A 22,148-nucleotide genomic window follows, 5' to 3' on the forward strand; every position below is an offset into this window, starting at 1 on the left:
GCTTCCATTCCGGCACGCAGCGTCCTATCGTGATTGGCTGAAGCTTCTCGGAGATCCCTTCCATGACCATGAACAGCAAGCTGGCTTTTGCGCGGTGGACCAGCGGGTGCCTCATTGCGGTGCTCGGGGTTGGATGTGCCCAGATCTTCGGCTTCGATAAGTTGTACGAGGTCGCGCACGGCAACACCGGAGGCGGTGGCGCTGGCGGCGAAGGCGGCGCCGGCGGGAACACGGGAGGCGGCGGCGCTGGCGGCGAGGGCGGTACTACCGGCAGCACCAGCGGCACGAACGCGGGAGGCGGCGGCGCTGGCGGCGAAGGCGGAGCCGGCGGGAACGCGGGAGGCGGCGGAGAGGGGGCAGGATGCCCGGAGCCGCCGATGGGCGACCCCACCCTGGAACTGTCGATGATCGACGACATGGAAGATGACAACGACACCATCATCAAAGTGGTGGATGAAACGAACCCCCGGCAAGGGGCCTGGTACGTGGCGAACGATGGCGAGGGGACGCAAACGCCCGGAGTGGGCGAGCCGTTCACTATGGGCGTCCTCGAGCCGCCGCGCGGCGACAGCACGTTGGCAGTGCACGTCGTGGGCGACGACCTGTTTGAGAAGTGGGGTGCCCTGTTCGGCTTCCAGTTGAACAGCGCTTCAGCGTCCAATCAGGGCCTCTACGACGCCTCCGCGTTCAGCGGCATCACCTTCTTTGCCTATGCGGATGGAGCCACCTCGACGAAGGTGACCGTTGACGTCGCCGACGTGCAGACCTGGAGCAAGGGCGGCATCTGCACCACCGAAGGGGGCGGGTGCGACGATCACTTCACCAAGGTCGTCACGCTGAAGAATTGCTGGACTCAGTTCAAGGTGCCCTTCTCCTCCCTCGCGCAGTCCAGCTGGGGCCAGCAGTTCGAGGCGGTCGACCTGACGAAGATCTGGGCCATCCAGTTTCGCTTCTCGGCGAGCCGTGCATTCAGCGTGTGGATCGACGACGTGGCGTTCTACAAGGAGCCGGCGCCGGAGACGGAACCCGAAGCCACGACCCCGTGAGCGCCGGAGCCGCGCGCGAGCTCGCGACGAGGGTCGAGCCCGCTCAGCGTCGAGACGCAGGTGCCGACGAGGTGCAGCGAGAGCACGGCGCCGATCCCCTCGCCCGCCCATAGGCCCAGGTCGAAGAGCGGATCGAGACCGAGCTCGGTGAGCGCGAGGGCCGCCGCCGGCTCGGCCGAGCGGTGCGCGGCGAGGAGCCATGGCCGGAGCGCTGGGGCCATCCTGACGGCGCAGAGGGCCGCGGTGCACGCCGTCAGCCCGTCGACGACGACGCCCATGCGCAGCCGCGCGGCCTCCAGCGCGAAGCCGGCCATCGCGGCGATCTCCAGCCCACCGACCTTCGCCAGCACATCGAGGGGGTCCGTGGGATCGGGCACGTGAAGCGCGAGCGCGTCGGCGACGACGCCGGCCTTGCGCGCGACGCCCTCCGCATCGAGGCCGGCGCCCTGTCCCGCGAGGCTCGCCGGCGGCGCGCCCGTGAGGGCGCACAGGACCGCTGTCGCCGCGGTCGTGTTGCCGACGCCGATGTCGCCGGCGCCCGCGAGCGTGACGCCCTCCGCGGCGAGCGCGCGGGCCGTCTCGGCGCCCGCCTCCATCGCGCATGCCGCCTCGTCGCGCGTCATCGCCGGCTCGCGCCGCAAGTTGCCGGTGCCACGCCGCACCACCCGCGGCGCCAGCGGGACGACAGGCGCGCACGGCAGCGCCGAGAGATCGCCCGCCAGGCCGACGTCGACCGCGACGAGCCGCACGCCGTGGCGCGCCGCCAGCGCCGAGACGGCCGCGCCCCCGGCCATCACGTTCGCGAGCCTCGCCGTCGTCGCCGGCGAGGGGTGAGCGCTCACGCCCTCCGCGACGACGCCGTGGTCCGCGCAGAACACGGCCAGCCCCGGCGAGGGCAGCGGGAGCGGCAGCTCGCCACGCACGCCGGCCCACCACGCCGCGAGCTGCCCGAGCCGCCCCAGGCTGCCCGCCGGCAGGCCGAGCGTGGCCTGGTGCGCACGGGAGGCCTCCATGGCGGCGGCGTCGAGCGGTGAGATCGCCGTCGTGCGGAGCGATGAGCGCGGCGGCTCGCTCGCGCGGCCCGCCGCGGGCGTGCTGGCGTCGTCGCGGTCTTGCCAGATGCCATGTTCGTGGACGACCTCATCGACCGCGCGCCGCTCTCGCCAGCCGCTCTCTTCCAGCATCGGTCGCCGCCGGAACGCGACGGGGTGGCCCAGGCAGAGATACGCAATCGGCTCCACGCCCGGCGGGAGGCGCAGCTCGGCGCGGAGGACGGCGGGCTCCACGATGCTGACCCAGCCGACGCCGACGCCCTCGGCGCGCGCGGCGAGCCAGAGGTTCTGCACCGCGCAGCACGCGCTCGCGCGCACCGCCTCCGGCTGGACGATGGTGCCCAGGATCGCCTCCCCGCGCGGCCTCAGGTCGACCGCGACGCACACGTTGAGCGACGCCTCGAGGATCCCCTCGAGCCGATAGGAGAGGTACTGCTCGCGTCGGCCCTCCGGAAAACGGGCAGCCTCCTCCTGGCGGCAGCGAAGGAAGCTCTCGCGGATCCGCGCGCGCTGCGCCTCGTCACGCACCACGACGAAGCCCCAGGGCTGGGAGAATCCCACGCTGGGCGCCAGGTGGGCGGCCTCGAGGATGCGCCGCAGGACAGCCCGGTCGAGCGCGCGCCCCGGCTCGAAATGCCGCACGTCCCGCCGCAGGGCAATGACGTCGTAGACCGCCTGCCGCGCTCCCTCGTCGAAGGCGACGACGGCCTCCGGGACCAGGTACGACGGTTCGTGTGTGGCGTTCACCGCGGTCAGCTACCACAGTTGCCAGGCGATGGGCAGCCGACGGCCGCGCGCTGCAGATGGCCCCCCTCGCGCGTCTTCCTTCGAGCCAGCGAGCCGCGCCGATGGGGCTCTGGGCGAGCGGGGCTCTGGGCGAGCGGGGACCGCCGTGCTCGGCCTCCGCGCCGATCGCGCCCATCACGAGGGCCCACCCCGGCTAACCGCAGCTACCCTGCCCTCGACAGGGAAAACCCCTCGTATCCCCGAGCCGCGACCGCCTCGCACCGCTTTCTGTAGGCGCCGACGCCCCCGGCATAGGGCATGAGGACGCGGGGCTTGCCAGGGATGTTCGCCCCGACGTACCAGGAGCTGGCCAGCGGATACAGCGTGCCGCCGGCCACCTCGTTGGCGTGCGCGACCCACCCCTCCTCCGCCTCGGCGGTGGCCTCGATGCACGCGAAGCCTCGCTCTCGCAGGTACGCGATGCAGTCCGCGATCCATTCCACGTGCTGCTCGATGGAGACGATCGCATTGCTGAACACGGACGGGCTCCCAGGCCCGGTGATCGTGAACAGGTTCGGGAAGCCGGCGATGGCGACGCCGAGGTACGTGCGCGGGCCGTCGGCCCACCTCGCCTTGAGCGGCTCGCCGCCCCTCCCGCGCAGCTCGATCCTGGTCAGGGCGCCCGTCATGGCATCGAAGCCCGTGGCGAGCACGAGGCTGTCGAGCGTGTACTCCGCGCTCCGCGTCCGGAGCCCCGTCTTCGTGATCTCCTCGATGGGTGACGCCTTGACGTCGACCAGCGTGACGTTCTCCCGGTTGAAGGTCTCGTAATAGCCGGTGTCGACGCAGAGCCGCCGGGTGCCGAGCGGATACCCCCTCGGCGACAGCGCCTCGGCGACGGCAGGGTCGCGGACCGTCGCGCGGATCCGGGATCGGACGAACTCGGCGGCGGTCTCGTTGGCTTCCCGGGACCGCATCACGTCCGAGAACGTGGCGAGGAAGCCGGTGCCGCCCTGCTCCCAGCGAGCCTGATACGCGCGCTCCCGCTCGTCGGGCGGCACCTCCAGCGCGGACCGCGGGTCGACGTCCATGATGACCCCGGCGCGCGTCTCGCGGGCCCTCTGCCGGTGCTCCGCGTAGTTCGCCTTCATCCACGATGCGTAGGCCGCCTCCAGGGGCGCGTTGCGCGCTGGCACGCTGAAGCACGGGGTCCGCTGGAAAACGAAGAGGCGCGCCGCCTGCTCGGCAATGGCGGGGATGACCTGGACGCCGGACGAGCCCGTGCCGATGACGCCGACGCGCTTGCCGGTGAAGTCGACGCCGCCGTGCGGCCAGTGGCTTGTGTGGTATCGCTCGCCCCGGAACGCCTCGAGCCCCTCGATGTCGGGCACCTTCGCGGCGGACAGGCAGCCAGTCGCCATGATCAAGAACCCGGCGGACACGCTGGCGCCGTCGTCGGTCCGGATCACCCACCGCTCCGTCGCCTCGTCGAAGGCGGCCGCGGTCACCCGCGTCCGGAGCCGGATGTGCGCGCGGAGCTCGAACCTGTCCGCGACGTGCTCGAGATAACGCAGGATCTCCGGCTGCGTGGCGTATCGCTCGGTCCACGTCCATTCCTGCTGGAGCTCGGGAGAGAACGAATAGGAGTAGTCCATGCTCGCAATGTCGCAGCGCGCGCCGGGGTAGCGGTTCCAGTACCAGGTGCCGCCCACCCCGCCGCCCGCCTCGTAGACGCGGACCGAGAGGCCGAGCCGGCGCAGGCGGTAGAGCATGTACAGACCCGCGAACCCGGCGCCGACGACGACGGCGTCGACGCGGCCCAGAGGCGCGGGGCTGTCTCCTGAACGATTCGACTGCACGTCAGACATGATGTTCGCCTCCCTCTCCGGACATGGGTGCGCGGGAGGCCGCTCGAGGCCCCGCGCGATCGCTTCAGAGACGCGCGCCGCCCTGCGCCGGCGCCGGGCGTGGGGCGCGGTGGACGCGAAGGGCGAGCGCCATCAAGCTCAGGACCAGCACCACCCCGAGGTGCACGAGGCCGCTCCACCCCAGCGCCGACAGGAGCGCGCCGGACGTGAGCGACGCCGCGCCGCTGGCGGCGAACACGCACAGATCATTGACGCCCTGCGCCCGGAAACGCTCGGGGCCGGACCGGCTGCGCGCGACCAGGGTCGTCGCGGTCACGAACACATAACACCACCCGACCCCGACCAGCGAGAGCCCGACCAGGTGCCCTTCGAGCCCTGGAGCCAGGCTGATCACGAACCCCGCCAGCAGGAAAAGCAGCCCGAGCCCCTGGAGCGCCGCGATCGACATCCGCTTCAGGAGGGCGCCGACCGAGAGCGAAGGCAGGTACATGCTCAGGAGGTGCACCTCGATCACCCAGCCCGCCTGCCGGATCGATCTCTGCTCGACGCCGCACATCTGGAGCGGCGTCGGCACCATGATCAGGCTCATCACGAGGAAAGCGCCGGCGCCCATCGCCACCATGGGCCAGTACAGCGCGCGAGCCCCCGCGTCGGGCGCGGCGGAGGCCTCCGCGACCCGGGCTTCCTGCGGCCGGTACGACACGAACGCGAGCGCCGCGACGACCTGGAGCGCCGAAAGGACGAGCAGGGCAGAGGGCAGCTCGCTGGACGTCCGTCCTTCCAGCAGGCCGAAGAGCGAGATGCCAGGGACGATGCCGAGCGCGCTGGCGAGCTGGATCATGGTCAAGAGGCGCGGCGCCCGATGGCTCTCCTGCCCTTCGAGGATCGCGAAGCGGTACTGCTGCACGAAGGCGCCGTGCAGGCCGACGCCGGAGACCGCCGCGCAGAACAGCGGGAGATCGGAGCGGTCCACCGCGCGCGCCGCGAGCGCGAGGCAGCCGGCGGACAGGAGCGCCGCGGCGATGAAGCAGGGCTTGCGCCCGAAGCGGCGCATCAGCTGGCTGGCCGGCCAGGTGCCCAGGGCCGAGGACAGCACGAGCACGGCCACCGGGAGCGTCGCGAGCCGCATGTCCCGCGCGAGCCGCTCACCCACCACGCTGCCGGCGAACTGGACCGACACCACGGAAGCGATCCCCAGGACCTGGCAAAGCAGCAGGACCAGCGTGTTGACGGACGCGGCGGGCGCGGGCGCAGCGACGACGGCCTGACGGCTCAACGGACGCGCTCCACGGAAGGCAGGGCGGCCCCGTTCCCCGCGTCGAGCGCTGCGATCGCCTCGAGGGAGAGGCCCAGGCGCTCGTGGAGGAAGCGCACCATCGTCCAGTGAGGCAGCGCGCCCTCGTCGAAGGGGCCGAACTCGTCGCGGTAGAGCGGCAGCCAGCGCAGCGCCTCCTCGATCGCCTGCTCCCGGCTGACCTGCCCCTCCTGATAATCCTCGTAGGGCAGGCTGCGGTGATGGATGAAGAAGCGCCCCGGGAGGCGCTCCTCGCAGAGCTCGCGGTACTCCCGCGTCTGCAAGATCAGGTAATGCCAGACCTCGTCGATCGCCTGCTCCACCGGCAGGAACAGCCCGGCCAGCGGCTCCGGATAGCGCGATATCAGGTAGAGGTACCGCAGGCATTCGAGCACCTGACGCTCGACATAGGTGGGCTCCTCGCCGCTGGTCCGCACGAAATGGCGCACCACGCCGGCGAAGAACGCGCCGTCGAGCCGCGCCTTCAGCGCGGCGGCCGTCACCCTGGGTCGTTCCGTCGTCACGAGCCACCTCGCTCCGCGGCCTCGCCGCCCTGCACCAGCCATGCGTACTTCCCGGACTTGCCGATCGCGAGTTGGGCGCGGTGCTCGACGACGCAGTCCAGGCCGGCGCCCTCCCAGATCCGCTCTCGCAGCGCGCGCGCCGCGGCCGGGCCGACGGGCGCGCCGTCGAAGGTGGTATAGAGCAATCGGCCCCGCCGCCGTCCCTCCGCGTGGAGCTGATAGACGAAGACGGACGGCGCGGAGACGGCGATCCAGTCATCGAGATCGGCCTGCGAGATCGGTCCCCTCTCCTGGGCCCAGAGGAGCTCCCGCTCGCGCCCGCAGAACCGGCGGATCCGGAGCGGATCGGGGGAGCCGTCGACCGTCTCGGCGCAGTCGCCCGAGCGATAGCGGATGAGCGGCATGCAGGGGTTGCGCACGCTCGAGACGATGAGGCTGTAGATCGCGCTGCCCTCCTCGACAGGGATCAGCTCCAGGTGCATCTGGTCGAGGTAAGGCCAGTAGCGGCCGTGACGATCGCTGTAATACAGATATCCGAGCTCGGTGCTGCCGAACAGGTCGACGATCGGGCACTCGACGTGCTCCGCCAGGAACCGCCGCACGTTCCTCGGCGTGAGCTCGTAGGCGTGAACGATGCTGGCCGGCCTCGGAAAGCGCTCCCACGCTCCGATGTCCATGGCCTTCTTCACCAGGTGAGCGAGGTGGTAGCCATCGCAGTCGAGGTGGTAAAGACGTCGCGGATGCGCCTCTCGGACGGCGCTCATCTCGTCGAGCATGCGCTCGACATCGCCGCGATCCCAGAGCGCCGGGTCGAGCCGCAGGTTGATATAGAGCGTCCGCTCGTCGAGCCGGCGCTCCTCGAGGCTGGGGAGCGCCGGCGCCTCGGCGCCGCGCCGCCTCGCGGCGAGCCGCGCCACGTGCTCGGTCGCCAGCACCGTGGTGATCGAGACGCGCTGGCAGCCCTCATGCCAGGTGACCGCGATGTCGGGGTGCTCGCTCCACAGGCGGTAGTACGACTTCAGAAGGAAGAAAGGCGGGCGGATGATCTGCATCCGCGCGTGGTTGGTCCCGGTCGAGAGCACGAGCTCCGCCTCGCCGACCTTCAGCGCCTCGGCGAGCCTCGGGGTCATCCAGTTGTCCGGAAAGCCTCTTGCGATCTCCGGCTTGTCCAGGATCGGGAAAGAGCCCCTCTCGATCGACTGTCGGTAGATAGGGATGTCCCTGACCTGATCGATCATCGCCGCGAGCGTCGGTCCGTGGGCGTCCATCGGTCGACTCCAGGAAAAAGGTTGAACAGCCATCGAGAAGCGCAGCCCCCATCGGTCCGGGCGCGCGCGAGCGAGGCAGAAGACCACGGCAAGATGAACATGGTCCTGCCGCCTCGCTCGCGGCCCCGGCGGCTCCGTCAGCTGATGCAGCCGGCCTTCTTCGAGATACAGCCTTCCTTCCGCGAGATGCAGCCGGCCTTCTTCGAGATGCAGCCCGCCTTCCGCGAGATGCAGCCGGCCTTCTTCGAGATACAGCCTTCCTTCCGCGAGATGCAGCCGGCGTCGAGGGTCGGCCCGCCGGACGTGTTGGCCGCGATCCACTGCTTCCAGAGACGATCCTGGGCGATCTGCCGAATCAGGTGTTCCATTCGAACCTCCGATGATGTGATGGTGGACGATGCAACCACGGCGCACACGTCCACGACCCGCGCAGGGCGGCGGTCGTGTGCTCGACGGTCCGGCAGACACCATTTGTGGGCAGCCCGACCGTCTGGCTGACTATACGGTTCAACCCAAAGGGGTCAAGGCGGGCAATCCGTGGGTGGATCGCGCCGCCCGGCCATCCGCCGAGTCGGCCGCTCCAGGACCAATGGAACTATCTTGGCGACCGGCCATTCCGACGATCGCCGTTCGCCGGTTCCACCAGGGGGATCCAGCGCGATACGCTCCTTGCTCCCCCTTTCGAAAGCGAGCGAGAGAATGACCCGAGAGCTACGTTCCCTCATCACAGGATCCAGCAGCGGCTTCGGCCGCGCGACCGCCGTCACCCTCGCCCGCGCGGGACACCGCGTCTTCGCCGGGATGCGCGCGATCACGTCGAAGAACGCGGGGCCGGCGTCCGAGCTCGCGGAGCTCGCCGCGCGCGAGGGGCTCGCGCTCCGCGTGATCGAGCTCGACGTGACGAGCGACGCCTCGGTCGACGCGGGCGTGGCGCGCGTGCTCGACGAGGCGGGCGGCGTCGACGTCGCGATCAACAACGCGGGCGTCCTGTCGCAGGGGCCGATCGAGGCGTTCACCGTGGCGCAGGCCGAGGCGACGTTCCAGGTGAACTACCTCGGCGCCGTGCGCGTCAACCGCGCCGTGCTGCCCGCGATGCGGCGGCAGAAGAGCGGCCTCCTCGTCCACGTGAGCAGCGCCGTCGGGCGGGTCGCGACGCCGCTCTTCGGCCATTACAGCGCGAGCAAGTTCGCGCTGGAGGCGATGGCCGAGTGCACAAGTTACGAGCTCGCGCCGCTCGGGATCGACGTCGCCATCGTCGAGCCGGGCGCGTTCCCGACGACCGGCGTGATGACCAACGCGATGCAGGCCGACGAGGCCCGAGCGGCGGAGTATGGCGCCCTCTTCGCGCTCGCCGCGGAGCTGTGGAAGCCGGTGATCGAGACGATGAAGCGCCAGGGTCCGCCAGACCCGCAGCAGGTCGCGGACGCGATCCTGAAGCTCACGGAGCTGCCGGCCGGGGAGCGGCCGCTGCGCACCGTGCTCGACCCGCTGGGCAACGGCGCCGCGGAGGAGATCAACCGCAGGACCGAGGACGTGCAGCGGGCGTACATCGAGTGGATGGGCCTCGGCGGCGTGCTCAGGCGAGCCGGCGCATAGCGCGCAGCAGCCGGGATCCGCGGGGCGCGGAGATCTCCGCGCCTTCTTGGGACACAAACCATCTCCGCGCTCCCGTCACAGCGCGATTGTCAAGACCGAACCGGGCTGCCAGCCTGGCTCGCGCGCCTGTGCACCAGCAGCTGAAATGAAGCACCGTGTCCATCCGTCGCTGCGTCGCGCAACGCGCGTCATTCGTCAACGGTGCTCCGCAGACTCCGCTGCGAACGGGCGCTCCTGCGGGTGTGGCCGAGTGGCGCAGGATGAAGTGATTTTCGTCTAGGGGTGCGAAGGGCGGCCGGGCTACCCTGGAGACGGGTCGTCGGCCTTTCTGCCCGAGCGCAGCCGCTCGTGTTCGTCCTGGTCCTGCCCGAGCGCAGCCGCTCGTGTTCGTCGAGGTGTGTCGTGAGGTTGAGAACGTCTTATCTGGCTTTGGCCGTGGGATTGCTGCACATAGTCGCCGCCTGTGGAGGGGGCGCGCCCTCCACCACGGGCGATCCTGGCGTAGGCGGCGCGGGGAGCGTGACCTCCAGCGGCTCCGGCGACGGCGGCGGTGGCAGTGACTTCGGCTCGGGCGTCGCCTCCGGCGGCGGCGGAAGCGGCGGCGGGCCCGATCCCTGCGCCGTCGACGACCCGCCCCCCGAGTGCCTCTTGCCCCAGGAGCCCGCCTGCGGCGACGGCGAGATCAACCAGGCCAGCGAGGCGTGCGACGACGGCAACAGCCTGCCCGGCGATTGCTGTTCCGGTCTGTGCGAGATCGAGCCTTACTGTGCATGTCCGACGCCAGGCGAGCCGTGCGTGCTGACCATCGCCTGCGGCGATGGCGTGGTCGATCCGGGCGAGTTCTGCGACGACGGCAACACCGCAGACGGCGACGGCTGCAGCGCAGACTGCATCTTCGTCGATCCCTCGTACGTCTGTCCGAGGCCGGGCGAGGCGTGCACGCTGCTCTACGACTGCGGCGATGGCCGCGTGAACGGCTCCGAGGAGTGCGACGACCGCAACGAGACACCCGGCGACGGCTGCGCCGCGGACTGCAAGCGGGAGGCGGGCTTCGTGTGCCCGAAGCCCGGGCAGCCGTGCGAGCGCCTGCCGGTCTGCGGCAACGGGGTCAAGGAGGCCGGCGAGCTCTGCGACGACGGCAACGCCGCGAGCGGCGACGGCTGTTCGAGCCTCTGCCGACAGGAGTCCTTCTACGTCTGCACGACGCCGGGACAGCCGTGCGAGCTCCTGATCCGGTGCGGCGACGGCGCGGTGGATCCGGGCGAGATCTGCGACGACGGCAACGCTCAGGGCGGCGACGGCTGCAGCGCCGACTGCAAGACGCTGGACCCGCTTTACGCGTGCTCCGAGCCGGGGAAGCCCTGCATCCTCCTCTATCGCTGCGGCGACGGGCGCGTGAACAACGGCGAGCAGTGCGAGGACGGCGACGACCCGCCCGCCTCCGGCGACGGCTGCAGCGCGACCTGCATGCGCGAGCCCGGCTTCGTGTGCTCGCGGCCCGGGCAGCCGTGCGAGCTCCTGCCGGTCTGCGGCAACGGCGCCCTGGAGAGCGGCGAGCAGTGCGACGACGGCAACACCGCGAGCGGCGACGGCTGCTCGAACCTGTGCCGGCAGGAGTCCTTCTACACCTGCCCGACGCCGGGGCGGCCCTGCACCCTCCTCTACTGGTGCGGCGACGGCGCGATCAACCCGGGCGAGGTCTGCGACGACGGCAATACGGTGGGCGGCGACGGCTGCAGCGCCGACTGCAGCGCGGTGGACCCGATCTACACGTGCCCCAGGCCGGGTCAGCCCTGCACCCGCCTCTACTGGTGCGGTGACGGCCGCGTGAACGAGGGCGAGCAGTGCGAGGACGGGAACACCCGGAGCGGCGACGGCTGCAGCGCGAGCTGCATGCGCGAGGAGGGGTATCAGTGCAGCCGCCCCGGCCAGCCGTGCACCCGGCCGCCGGCCTGCGGCAACGGCCTCAAGGAGACCGGCGAGCAGTGCGATGACGGCAACACCGCGGGCGGCGACGGCTGCTCGAGCCTGTGCCGGCAGGAGTCCTTCTACAGCTGCCCGACCCCGGGCCAGCCCTGCGAGTTCTTGATCCGGTGCGGCGACGGCGTGCTCAGCCCGGGCGAGGTCTGCGACGACGGCAACGCCGTGGGTGGCGACGGCTGCAGCGCCGACTGCAGCGGGGTGGACCCGATCTACACGTGCACCACGCCGGGTCAGCCCTGCACCATCAACTACTGGTGCGGCGACGGCCGCGTGAACGACGGCGAGCAGTGCGAGGACGGCGACTCCCCGCCTGCGTCCGGCGACGGCTGCAGCGCGGACTGCATGCGCGAGCCGGGGTATCAGTGCAGCCGGCCGGGCCAGCCGTGCACGCGGCTGCCGGCCTGCGGCAACGGCCTCAAGGAGACCGGCGAGCAGTGCGATGACGGCAACACCGCGGGCGGCGACGGCTGCTCGAGCCTGTGCCGGCAGGAGTCCTTCTACAGCTGCCCGACCCCGGGCCAGCCCTGCGTGCTCCTGTTCCGGTGCGGCGATGGCGCCGTGAACCCCGGCGAGCTCTGCGACGACGGCAACACCGCGGGCGGCGACGGCTGCAGCGCCGATTGCAAGACGGTGGACCCGGCGTACGTGTGCCCCGAGCCGGGCAGGGCCTGCGTCCTCGTCTACCAGTGCGGCGATGGCCGGGTGAACAACGGCGAGGAGTGCGACGACGGCGACTCCGCGTCGGGCGACGGCTGCACGGCGGATTGCCGGCTCGAGGAGGGCTGGATCTGCAAGCCCGGCCAGCCCTGCACCGTGAGGACCTATTGCGGCGACGGCACGGTGCAGCTCGGCGAGCAGTGCGACGACGGCGGCGGGGAAAACCCTGTCGGCGGCGACGGCTGCACCGCGCAGTGCAAGATCGAGGTCGGCTGGACGTGCCCGCCGGCGGGCGGGCGCTGCAACCCGCCGCCGCCGCCCGTGTGCGGCGACGGCAAGATCGGCGGCACCGAGGTGTGCGACGACGGGAAGCAGCCCCCGGCGAGCGGCGACGGCTGCAGCGCCGATTGCCAGACGATCGAGGACGGGTGGGATTGCTCGCGCGTCGGGTTCCCCTGCAAGACCGTCTGCGGCGACGGGTTCAAGAACGGCGCCGAGCAGTGCGACGACGGCAATCCCTTCTCGGACGACGGCTGCGACGAGACCTGCCGGATCGAGCCGGGAAGCGTCTGCGACAACGAAGAGCCCCAGGACTGCACGGGCTTCTCCGTCTGCGGCAACGCCATCCGCGAGGGCACCGAGGCCTGCGACGACGGCAACGGCAACTGGCGCGACGGCTGCACGCCGGACTGCAAGGGCGAGCCGAACTGCAGCGGCGGCGCGTGCATCTCGAAGTGCGGCGACGGCATGCTCCTGCCCGGCGACGCCACCGAGGCGTGCGACGACGGCAACACCGCGAGCGGCGACGGCTGCTCCGCGACGTGCACGATCGAGCCGGGCTACACATGCGCCGTTCAGCCCAGCGAGATGCGGCTGCCGATGGTCATCCGCGACTTCATCGGATGGTGTCCGGACGGCCCCAACAGCTACAACCGCAGCCTCAGCAACGCCGACTGCGACGCCAACCTGAACGACGGCCTCATCGGGCACTTCGATTTCGAGATCAACCCCAGCGGCAATCAGATCGACAGGATCGTCCAGCCGACGCTCGACTCTGCCGGCAAGCCCGTGAGCAGGTTCGGCCCCAGCTTCGCCACGCCGAGCGATGCGAACGGCTGGACCACGGGGCAGGACAACTTCCAGTGGTGGTACCGGGACAACCCGACGTACAACAGGACGCTCGTTACCACCATCGAGCTGACCCCGCAGGCCGGCAGGTACGTGTACCAGCGGAACCCGTTCTGGCCCGTGGACCGCACCCCGCCGAATGGCGATCCCGTGCTCAATAACCTGGTCTCCGCCGGGCTGGAGCGGGCGCGTGACGCCGGGCACAACTTCTACTTCACGAGCGAGGTCCGGTACTGGTTCCAGTTCACGCCGAACGGCGCCGCGGCCGATCCGGTGCTCACCTTCTTCGGTGACGACGACGTCTGGGTGTTCATCAAGAACACGCTGACCGCGGACATCGGCGGCATCCACGGGCAGCTCCAGGAGAGCGTGACCATCCTTGATAATGGCGACGCGCGCGTGACCCCGTGCACCGCCGCTGCCGGCTGCACGGACCGCGGCACCACGTACGAGGTCGACCTGAACCTCGAGCCGGGCAAGGTCTACGAGATCGCGGTGTTCCAGGCCGAGCGCCACGTCACCGGGTCGAACTACCAGCTCACGCTGTCGGGCTTCAGCGCCGGCACGTCGGTGTGCTCGCCGCAGTGCGGGGTCGACCCGCCGGTCGTGACGCCGGGCGAGGAGTGCGACGACGGCAGCGAGAACGGGACGGGCTACGGCCAGTGCAACAACTGCCAGCTCGGGCCGTACTGCGGCGACGGCCAGAGGAACGGCATGGAGACCTGCGACAACGGGGTCAACAACAGCACGTACGCCAACGCCTCGAACGCCTGCGCGCCGGGGTGCGTGGCCCCGCCCCGGTGCGGCGACGGCGCGGTCAACGCGCCGTACGAGGCGTGTGATCTCGGCTCCGGCAACACGACGAACGGCTACGGCGGCTGCACGCGCGAGTGCCAGATCGGGCCGTACTGCGGCGACGGCAGGAGGAACGGCACCGAGGGGTGCGATGACGGCGTCAACGACGGCTTCTACGGCACCTGCAACCCGAACTGCACGCCCGCGCCGATGTGCGGCGACGACCGCGTCGACGCCGACTGGGGCGAGGAGTGCGACAGCGCGACCGATCCGAACTGCGTGCGCTGCCAGCGCGGCGAGCACTGCGGCGACGGGGCCACGCAGCGGGACCTCGGCGAGGAGTGCGACGACGGCGTCAACGACGGCAGCTACGGCCAGTGCGGGCTCTCGTGCCTCTACGGGCCGCGCTGCGGCGACGGCATCGTCCAGCCCGACGAAGAGCGCTGCGACCTCGGCAGCGCGCTGAACACCGGCGGGTACGGCGGGTGCACCGCGACCTGCAACTACGGTCCGTACTGCGGCGACGGCATCAGGAACGGCGCCGAGGGGTGCGACGACGGCGTGAACGACGGCGCTTACGGCACCTGCAACGCGAACTGCACGGCGGCCCCGAGGTGCGGCGACAACCGCGTCGACGCCGAGTGGGGCGAGGAGTGCGACAACGCGGCCGACCCGAACTGCCTGAGCTGCCAGCTCCCCCCGCAATGCGGCAACGGGATCACGCAGACGGACCTCGGCGAGGAGTGCGACGACGGCGTCAACGACGGCGGCTACGGCCAGTGCGGGCTCTCGTGCCTCTACGGGCCGCGCTGCGGCGACGGCATCGTCCAGCCCGACGAAGAGCGCTGCGACCTCGGTAGCGCGCAGAACACCGGCGGGTACGGCGGGTGCACCGCCTCCTGCAACTACGGTCCGTACTGCGGCGACGGCATCAGGAACGGCGCCGAGGGGTGCGATGACGGCGTAAACGACGGCGCGTACGGCACCTGCAACCCGAGCTGCACGCCGGCGCCGAGGTGCGGTGACAACCGCGTCGACACCGAGTGGGGCGAGGAGTGCGACAACGCGGCTGACCCGAACTGCGTGAGCTGCCGGCTCCCCGCGCAATGCGGCAACGGGATCACCCAGCCGAACCTCGGCGAGGAGTGCGACGACGGCGTCAACGACGGCGGGTACGGCCAGTGCGGGCTCTCGTGCCTCTACGGGCCGCGCTGCGGCGACGGCATCGTCCAGCCCACCGAGGAGGACTGCGATCTCGGCAGCGGGCAGAACACCGGCGGGTACGGCGGGTGCACCGCGACCTGCGACTACGGGCCGTACTGCGGCGACGGCATCAGGAACGGCGCCGAGGCGTGCGACGACGGCGTGAACGACGGCACCTACGGCACCTGCGCGCCGGCTTGCACGCCGGCGCCGAGGTGCGGCGACAACCGCGTCGACGCCGACTGGGGCGAGGAGTGCGACAGCGCGACCGACCCGAACTGCGTGAGCTGCCGGCTCGGCGCGCACTGCGGCGACGGGGTGATCCAGCCGCAGTTCGGCGAGGAGTGCGACGACGGGATCAACGACGGCGAGTACGGCAAGTGCGGGCCCTCGTGCATCTTCGGGCCGCGCTGCGGTGACGGCATCGTCCAGCCCGCGGAGGAGGACTGCGATCTCGGCGAGGGCGAGAACAGCGGCGAATACAACGGGTGCGATGCCCTCTGCCAGTACGGGCCGTACTGCGGCGACGGCCGCGTCAACGGCGCCGAGACCTGCGACGACGGCGTGAACGACGGCTTCTACGGGAGCTGCATGCCCGACTGCAGCCCGGCGGCGAAGTGCGGTGACCGCCGCGTCGACGAGGAGTGGGGCGAGCAGTGCGATCCCCCGAACGAGGCCACGGGCTGCAGCAACAACTGCCGCGTCGGCGGGCAGTGCGGCGACGGCGTGGTCCAGCCCGGCGAGCAGTGCGACGACGGCAAGAACGACGGCGGCTACGGCCAGTGCGGCCCGCGCTGCCAGCTCGGCCCGCGCTGCGGCGACGGCATCCGCAACGGTCCGGAGCAGTGCGACGACGGCGACGGCAACAACACCGGCGGCTACGGCAAGTGCGCGCCGGGCTGCGTCTACGGCCCGTACTGCGGCGACGGCAAGGTGCAGAGCGTCTACGAGGCGTGCGACGACGGCAACCGCACGGGCGGCGACGGCTGCAGCCTGACCTGCCAGTTCGACGGGTTCCCCAACTGATCGAGCGAAGGCGGGCGCGCGGGGCGAAGGCGTCGTTCGACGCCTCCCCCGCGGGCCCGCCACCCCGGCGCCGCACGGCGCGTCGCTCGGGTCGACCTCCTTCCCAGATACCGCCGCTAGCTCGCGATGGCCGCCCTCGGCGGCCCGGGGCTCTGCGGTGCCTTCACCAGAACCGGCCGACGAGCCCCGCCCCGCCGAGCCCAGGCCCGAGGATCGGCGCGGCCGAGAGCTCGAGCAACGGGCCGCCCGTGCGCGCGGGCGCGGGGTCCGTGCGCGCGGGCAGCGGCGGCGGGTTCGGCGTGTCGAACGCGTAGAACACGAAGCCGCCGAGGGCGAACGCCGCGGCCGTGCCGAACAGGCCGACGGTCGCGTTCGCGAGCTCGTCGCGCGTGTCGAGGTGATCCCGGTAGTCGCCCAGCTCCTTTTCCGAGATCCCCTGCTCCGCGCGCTTCTCGGCGATCTCGCGCGCCTGGTCCTCTTCCTCGAGGCCCGAGGCCAGCGTCAGCACGCCGACGCCGGCGGACAGGATCCCCACCGCGACGAGGCCATAGGACATCTTCCGCTGGAAGGAGCTCGTGAGGCCCACCTCGATGACGAGGCGCTCGCCGCGGCGAAGCGACAGCTCGCGAGAGAACGGCCCGTGGCCGTTCTTCGTGGCGACGAAGAACCGCTTGCCCGGGGCGACCTGGAGGAGCGGCAGCGGCGTCGTGCCGACGAAGCGCCCGTCCAGAGTGACCTGCGCGCCGACGGGGGCCTTCACCTGGAGGAGCGCCGGCCGCTCGCGCAGCTCCCGGTCGATCCCGAGGATGTCCCCCTCGATCGCGACCACCTCGCGCAGCTCGTCGATGTGGCCGTCGGCCGTGATCTTGATCCGGTGCTTGCCCGGCTGCACCTCGGCCATCAGCGGCACGTCGGCCAGCGCGCCGCCGTCGATGGATACGCGAGCCCCCGCTGTCGGCGAGGTGACGTTGATGCGGGTCCGCGGCCTGACGTCGGGCGGCGCCGCCTCGGGCGCGGCGGGCGACGACGGAGCGCTCGCCTCGAGGCGCGCGGCGATCACCCCGAGCTCGCTCAGGGCCTCGGTCGCGTCCGCGCGGCGCCCGCCCTGCGGGACCTGCTCCAGATAGCGCCGGTAGTTCGCGACGGCGGCCCGCAGCGCCTCGGGGCTCTGCTCGACCACGTACAGGCGCCGGTAGGCCTGGGCCAGCGAGAACAGGAGGGCAGGGCGCGGCGCCTTCCTGTACGCCGCCTCGAACGACTGCACCGCATCGCGGTACCGTGTCGCGGCGTAGGCCTGGGCGCCGGCGTTGTAGAGCGCCTTCGCCTGCTCGATGTCCTCCTCCGCCGAGGCCGCGCTCGGCGCGAGCGCGGTCGCCGCGAAGGCCATGAGCACGACGCACAGCGAGGTCTTCATCGGCGGTTCGGGACTCCTTCGTGGACGCGGAGCGCGCCGTCGCTGAGCACCGCGAGATCGTCGACCCCATCGCCGAGGACGTCGCACGTCGCGATCGCGGAGCCGCCGGGGATGCCGTCCAGCTTGCGGAGCTGGTGCTGGCCGAGATCATGGCAGCCCGCCGCGCCGTCGCCGCACACGTCGAGCGCGTAGGCCGCGCTGCGCGTGAGCACGACGAGCGACCTTCCCATCCCGTCGTCGACGCGGGCGAAGTCGGCGCTGGTGACCTCGCTCGCCAGGTCCTCGAGGCTGGGGTCGGGTACCTCGAGCTCGATCGGCGCGTCGAGCGCCCCCTCGCCCGTGTTCCAGAAGACGGCGAGCCGGCTCGCCGTGATCGTTCGCGTCCCTGGCGCCAGCTCGTACGCGACGCCCACGACGTCCGCGTGGCCGTCGCCGTCCATGTCGCCGGCGCGGAGCCCCCCGTACAGCGTGTGAGGCGCGGGCGAGAAGGCCGCCTCCGGCGCCTCGAAGGCGCCGCTCGCGCCGCGGCGCACGAGGGTGACCGCGCCGGCCAGGGCCGGCGTCCCCGGCTCCGCTGCCGCGTCTTCCTCCTCGACCTCGATCGGCAGCGAGAGGACGAGCTCATCGGTTCCATCGCCGTCGAGATCGACGGCGACCCCATCCAGCGCCCACGCGGGCTCCCGGGAGGGAACGAGCTCCGCGGGGAGCGAGACGCGGTGCTTGGCCTCGTCGACCATGGCGATGGCGCCCGAGTCGACCGCCGGCAAGAGCCAGAGCTCGGCCGAGCCCCGGGAGGAGCCAGGGCTCGGAGGAGCGATCGTCAGCGAGGCGACCTCCGCCCGATCGCCCCCGAAGCGGCCGGCGATGCTCCTCACGGCGCGCAGCTCGCCTGCCTGCCGCACGTCGCCCGAGCGGACGAGCGGCAACGGCGGCAGCAGCGACCGCGAGCTGCTGCCCTCGATGAGGCTGAACGCGACGTCGCCGCCGTGCGAGAAGAGCACGCTGATGTCGTCCACGGCGTCGTCCGGCTCTGGAAGCCGCACCGCCGCGATGTCGAGGAGCCCCTCGAAGGCGCCGAGCCGCACCGGCGGCTCCGGCGCCTTCATGTACCGGCCGAAGCAGACGGCCAGCGTCGGGTGCTCCGCGCTCGACAGCGAGCTCCCGGCGCTCTCGGCGAACGAGAGGTCCGGCAGGAGATCGCCGTCGAAGTCGCCCACGACGAAGCTCGAGACGTTGCCCAGCGTCGGGATCTTGAGCTCGTTGAGCTTGAAATCGGAGGCCTGCGCGCCGGGGACGCCGTTGAAGAACGTCAGATCCGTCGCGTCGGCGGAGCCGACGACGACGTCGGGCGCGCCGTTGCCGGTCAGGTCTGCGATCACCGCGCTGGTCCAGCGCCGGCCGTTCGCCGGCGCGAGCCGGTCGAACTCGACCTGGTAGGGAGGAGACGGCCGGGCGTTTCCGAGCCTCACGGCGTCGGGGTCCACGATGTCGATCACCCCGTCGCCGTTGAGATCGCCGATCGCGACGGGGGCCCCGAAGCCGGGCAAGCGCCCGGAGCTCATGTCGCCCGCCGGGTACGAGAGATCGCCGTACGGCGCCATGCCGCCGAACGCGCCGCCGCCTGCGCCCTCCGCGACGTCGAGCTCGTAGCAAGGCGCGCCCGCGGGCAAGCGGGGGTCAGGCTGCGCGCACGTGGCGCCCACGAGCAGATCGAGGACGCCGTCGCCGCTCACGTCCCGGAGGAAGGCCGCGCCCGCGATCCGCGCGCCCGCCGGGAGCTCCACCGCGGTGTGCGCGCCGTCGTCCGGCGAGTAGATGTGCACGGCCGAGTCGTCCGCGAGGGCGACGACCACCTCGTGGAGCGGGCCGCCGCCGAGCTCCGCGCTCGCGAGCGGACCGGCGACGTCGCGCAGCCCGCGCTGCCGATCGATGAACGACAGCCGGCCGCTCTCCGCCCCCTGCACGACGGCGATGACATCCTCCGGCGCCGCCCCACGCGTGTCGGTCCCGACGACCAGGGCGACCCACGTCTGTCCGTCCTCGCGCGTGCTGCCGACGGGCAAGAGCCGCGCGCCGCGGAGGGTCGTCGTCTCGGACGCCGCGCCGAGCAGCAAGCCCAGGCGAAACACCGACGCGAGCACGGGGACCGGCGCGAACGTGCGGCCCGGCTCGCCGCTCAGGATCGCCACGCCAGGCCCCACGCTGAGCGCGATGTCCGTCGTCTCGTCGTCGGTGAGGCGCGCGAGCGCGGGCGTGTCCCCTGCCGAGGGGATCGACACCTGGGTCCCCACGGTGCTGTTCGCATCGAAATAGAGCGCCTCGAGGCTCGTCGAGCCGACGCCCACGAGGTCGCCGCGGCCGTCGCCGTCGAGATCACCCGTGATCAGCCGCTGCGCGCCGAGCGGCAGCGCGGCGCCGAGCGGCTTGAAATTGCCCGTGGAGACGCGGCACACGCCGTCGACCCCGCAGCCCCACCCGCTCGGGCACATGAGGTCCACGTCGTTGCACACGAAGCGGCACTCGTTCTCGCTTCCGCGCGGGTTGCACCAGGTCGTCGAGGTCGCGCCCTGCGCGTCCTGCGTCTTCACCTCGCAGGGCTCGCGCGCCTCGAAGCAGTCGCAGTCCTCGTTGCGCGACGGCTCGATGACGCCGTTGCCGCACACGCCCGGGGAGATCTCGCCGAGCTCCACGCACCCGGCGGAGCCGGCGGCCGCGACGAGCAGCGCCGCGGCCCCCCCGATCGCGCGCACGTATCGCCTGAAGCCGGGCCGCGCGCGCATGCTCACTGGAACGGGTTTTCCAGGTCGCCCTTCCTGACGGCGCCCCTCGCGGTCGACGCCGCCCTCTTCAACGACACGGCGATCGCGCCGTCCGCTTCGGCCGGGACCTCCTGCGCCTGCTCCTGGTACCCGGGCGCCTTGAAGGTGAGCGTCACGGCGCGCCCGCGCGGCAGGCGCAGCGGCCCCGGCGCCTTGCCGACGAGCTTGCCCTCGCTCCACACCTCGAGCTCCTTCGGCGTCGCCTGGATCCGGAGCTCGACGTCGGGCGGCGCCGCGTCGGCGCTCGCCGCGGCTGCGGCGGTCGCCTCCAGCGGCGGAGACGGCGCGTCCGACTCCGGCGTGGCAGCGGCGACGGCGGAAGCCGGCAGGACCGGCGCGACCAGCGCGGCCTCCGTCCTCGGCATCTCCGCGGCCGACGCGGGCGCGCGCGGGGCGTCGGCCCCCGGCTCGCTGTGCCCGAGGTGCAGCGTGAGCGCCGCGGCCGCGCCGACGCCGAGGACGGCGACCGCCGTGAGCGCCGCCCTCCGCCGCGACGCCGTGGCCGGCGTGCTCTCCAGGTTGCTCGGCAGCGATCCCTGCAGCAACGTCTCGTTCCCGTGCAGCCCCGAGCTCGCTTCCGCGGCGGGGCCGCGCTGCGTCGGCGCGAGCCCAGCGTCCAGCGCCTCCACGGCGGCGCCGCGCGCGCGGCGCCGCGCGGCGGCCTCGCCGGCGCCTCGCCCGACGGCGGCGTCGCTCGCCCGCAGAAGGCCACCGGGCAGCTCGTACCCCGCGCCGCGCGCGGCCTCCACGAGCGCCGCGGTCGCCTCGATCAGCGACGCCGGGCGGCTCGCGGGCTCCTTCTCGAGCATCCGCAGGAGCGGCGCGTCGAGCGCCGGCGAGAGGTGCGTCGCCACGGTCGACACAGGGGGCGCCGCCTCCGACGTGTGCTTGATCAGGAGGTCGAACGCGTTCTCGCCGTCGAACGGCGGCGCGCCGGCGAGCAGCTCGTGCGCGAGGATCCCGAACGAGTAGATGTCCGTCCGGTGATCGACGTTCTTGCCGCGGCACTGCTCGGGGGACATGTAGAGCGGCGTCCCGATCAGGTGCCCCGTCCGCGTCTTGTGCACGGCGCTCGAGGACTCGCCGAGCAGCTTGGCGATGCCGAAGTCGAGCAGCTTCGGGAAGATCGCGCCGTCCTCGTCGAAGACCAGGAACACGTTCTCGGGCTTGAGGTCACGGTGCGCGATGCCCGCCGCGTGCGCTGCGTCGAGCGCGCGCGCGATCTTGACGAGGATGGGCAGCGCCTCGGCGGGCGGGAGGCGCCCGCGCTTGCGGCGGTAGGCGTCGAGGGTCATCCCCTCGAGCAGCTCCATCACGTAGTAGTGCCGGCCGTCCTCGATGGCGCCGAACGAGAAGATGTCGATGATGTTGCGGTGCCTGATCTGGTTCACGGCCCGCGCCTCCGCGACGAAGCGGGAGACGAGCTGCGGGTTCGCGGAGCACTGGCGGCTCAGGACCTTGATGGCCGCCGCCTTGCCGATGACGGGGTGGATCGCGCGGTAGACCGTGCCGAAGCCCCCTGCCCCGATCTTGGCCTCGACGCGGTACTCGCCGACCGGCGTTCCCGGCGCGAGCTCTGGATCGGCGCCGGGCGGCGCGGGCTCCGCCGCGAGCGTCTCGGCGTTCGTCGCGCAGGCAGCAACGCCGTCCGCATGCTCGGTTCGGCACGTAGGGCATGTCGACATGAGGAAACCACGGAGAGCGTACACGGGGAGCCTGGCGCAGCCCAGAGCCCCCGAGCGTCGCAAA

12 protein-coding genes are annotated in these 22,148 nt (G+C 71.9%); 3 read left to right on the forward strand and 9 right to left on the reverse strand.

Annotated elements, in window-relative coordinates; translation table 11 throughout:
• Positions 1 to 62: 62 nt before the first annotated feature.
• Positions 63 to 1,046 (forward strand): hypothetical protein, encoded by a 984-nt coding sequence (locus tag WMF39_RS27030; RefSeq protein WP_437739365.1) that lies wholly within the window; start codon positions 63 to 65, stop codon positions 1,044 to 1,046.
• Here the strand turns inward: WMF39_RS27030 and cobT are convergent.
• From cobT to WMF39_RS27060, 6 genes are all read right to left on the reverse strand, one after another.
• Entirely contained in the window at positions 998 to 2,845 is a 1,848-nt protein-coding gene (gene cobT, locus WMF39_RS27035; RefSeq protein ID WP_437739366.1) for a nicotinate-nucleotide--dimethylbenzimidazole phosphoribosyltransferase, read from the reverse strand. The two genes, WMF39_RS27030 and cobT, sit on opposite strands and share 49 nt — an antisense overlap.
• A gap of 203 nt (positions 2,846 to 3,048) precedes the next feature.
• Positions 3,049 to 4,692, reverse strand: coding sequence for a flavin-containing monooxygenase (locus WMF39_RS27040; RefSeq protein WP_437739367.1), 1,644 nt, complete (start codon positions 4,690 to 4,692; stop codon positions 3,049 to 3,051).
• 64 nt (positions 4,693 to 4,756) lie between these two features.
• On the reverse strand, positions 4,757 to 5,968 hold the full coding sequence (locus tag WMF39_RS27045; protein WP_437739368.1) for an MFS transporter: 1,212 nt from the start codon (positions 5,966 to 5,968) through the stop codon (positions 4,757 to 4,759).
• Positions 5,965 to 6,510 (reverse strand): glycine-rich domain-containing protein, encoded by a 546-nt coding sequence (locus tag WMF39_RS27050; RefSeq protein ID WP_437739369.1) that lies wholly within the window; start codon positions 6,508 to 6,510, stop codon positions 5,965 to 5,967. The genes WMF39_RS27045 and WMF39_RS27050 overlap by 4 nt, the downstream gene beginning before the upstream one ends.
• Positions 6,507 to 7,778, reverse strand: a complete 1,272-nt coding sequence (locus WMF39_RS27055) for a hypothetical protein (RefSeq protein ID WP_437739370.1) — start codon at positions 7,776 to 7,778, stop codon at positions 6,507 to 6,509. Before WMF39_RS27055 ends, WMF39_RS27050 begins: the two co-directional genes overlap by 4 nt.
• A 137-nt stretch (positions 7,779 to 7,915) precedes the next feature.
• A complete protein-coding gene (locus WMF39_RS27060; RefSeq protein ID WP_437739371.1) occupies positions 7,916 to 8,146 on the reverse strand; it encodes a hypothetical protein in 231 nt (76 codons plus the stop codon).
• 331 nt (positions 8,147 to 8,477) lie between these two features.
• On the opposite strand from WMF39_RS27060, the gene WMF39_RS27065 reads away from it, so the two are divergent.
• Positions 8,478 to 9,374, forward strand: a complete 897-nt coding sequence (locus WMF39_RS27065; RefSeq protein ID WP_437739372.1) for an SDR family oxidoreductase — start codon at positions 8,478 to 8,480, stop codon at positions 9,372 to 9,374.
• 441 nt (positions 9,375 to 9,815) lie between these two features.
• Positions 9,816 to 16,166, forward strand: a complete 6,351-nt coding sequence (locus WMF39_RS27070; RefSeq protein WP_437748035.1) for a DUF4215 domain-containing protein — start codon at positions 9,816 to 9,818, stop codon at positions 16,164 to 16,166.
• Between the two features lie 163 nt (positions 16,167 to 16,329).
• Here the strand turns inward: WMF39_RS27070 and WMF39_RS27075 are convergent, their stop codons facing one another.
• The 3 genes from WMF39_RS27075 to WMF39_RS27085 are packed head-to-tail and all read right to left on the reverse strand — an operon-like array spanning position 16,330 to position 22,084.
• Positions 16,330 to 17,580, reverse strand: coding sequence for a PEGA domain-containing protein (locus WMF39_RS27075; protein WP_437739373.1), 1,251 nt, complete (start codon positions 17,578 to 17,580; stop codon positions 16,330 to 16,332).
• Positions 17,577 to 20,366, reverse strand: coding sequence for an FG-GAP repeat domain-containing protein (locus tag WMF39_RS27080; RefSeq protein WP_437739374.1), 2,790 nt, complete (start codon positions 20,364 to 20,366; stop codon positions 17,577 to 17,579). The genes WMF39_RS27075 and WMF39_RS27080 overlap by 4 nt, the downstream gene beginning before the upstream one ends.
• Positions 20,363 to 22,084: a serine/threonine-protein kinase gene (locus tag WMF39_RS27085; protein ID WP_437739375.1), complete on the reverse strand. Its 1,722-nt coding sequence runs from the start codon at positions 22,082 to 22,084 to the stop codon at positions 20,363 to 20,365. Before WMF39_RS27085 ends, WMF39_RS27080 begins: the two co-directional genes overlap by 4 nt.
• Positions 22,085 to 22,148: the final 64 nt, after the last annotated feature.

The sequence above is a fragment of the Sorangium sp. So ce1504 genome (assembly GCF_051521635.1).
Taxonomy (GTDB): Bacteria; Myxococcota_A; Polyangia; order Polyangiales; family Polyangiaceae; genus Sorangium; species Sorangium cellulosum_B.

Coding starts and splice junctions, on each gene's coding strand:
- WMF39_RS27030 (WP_437739365.1), top strand. CDS start 63: ATGACCATGAACAGCAAGCTGGCTTTTGCGCGGTGGACCAGCGGGTGC.
- WMF39_RS27040 (WP_437739367.1), bottom strand. CDS start 4,692: ATGTCTGACGTGCAGTCGAATCGTTCAGGAGACAGCCCCGCGCCTCTG.
- WMF39_RS27055 (WP_437739370.1), bottom strand. CDS start 7,778: ATGGACGCCCACGGACCGACGCTCGCGGCGATGATCGATCAGGTCAGG.
- WMF39_RS27060 (WP_437739371.1), bottom strand. CDS start 8,146: ATGGAACACCTGATTCGGCAGATCGCCCAGGATCGTCTCTGGAAGCAG.
- WMF39_RS27065 (WP_437739372.1), top strand. CDS start 8,478: ATGACCCGAGAGCTACGTTCCCTCATCACAGGATCCAGCAGCGGCTTC.
- WMF39_RS27075 (WP_437739373.1), bottom strand. CDS start 17,580: ATGAAGACCTCGCTGTGCGTCGTGCTCATGGCCTTCGCGGCGACCGCG.
- WMF39_RS27085 (WP_437739375.1), bottom strand. CDS start 22,084: ATGTCGACATGCCCTACGTGCCGAACCGAGCATGCGGACGGCGTTGCT.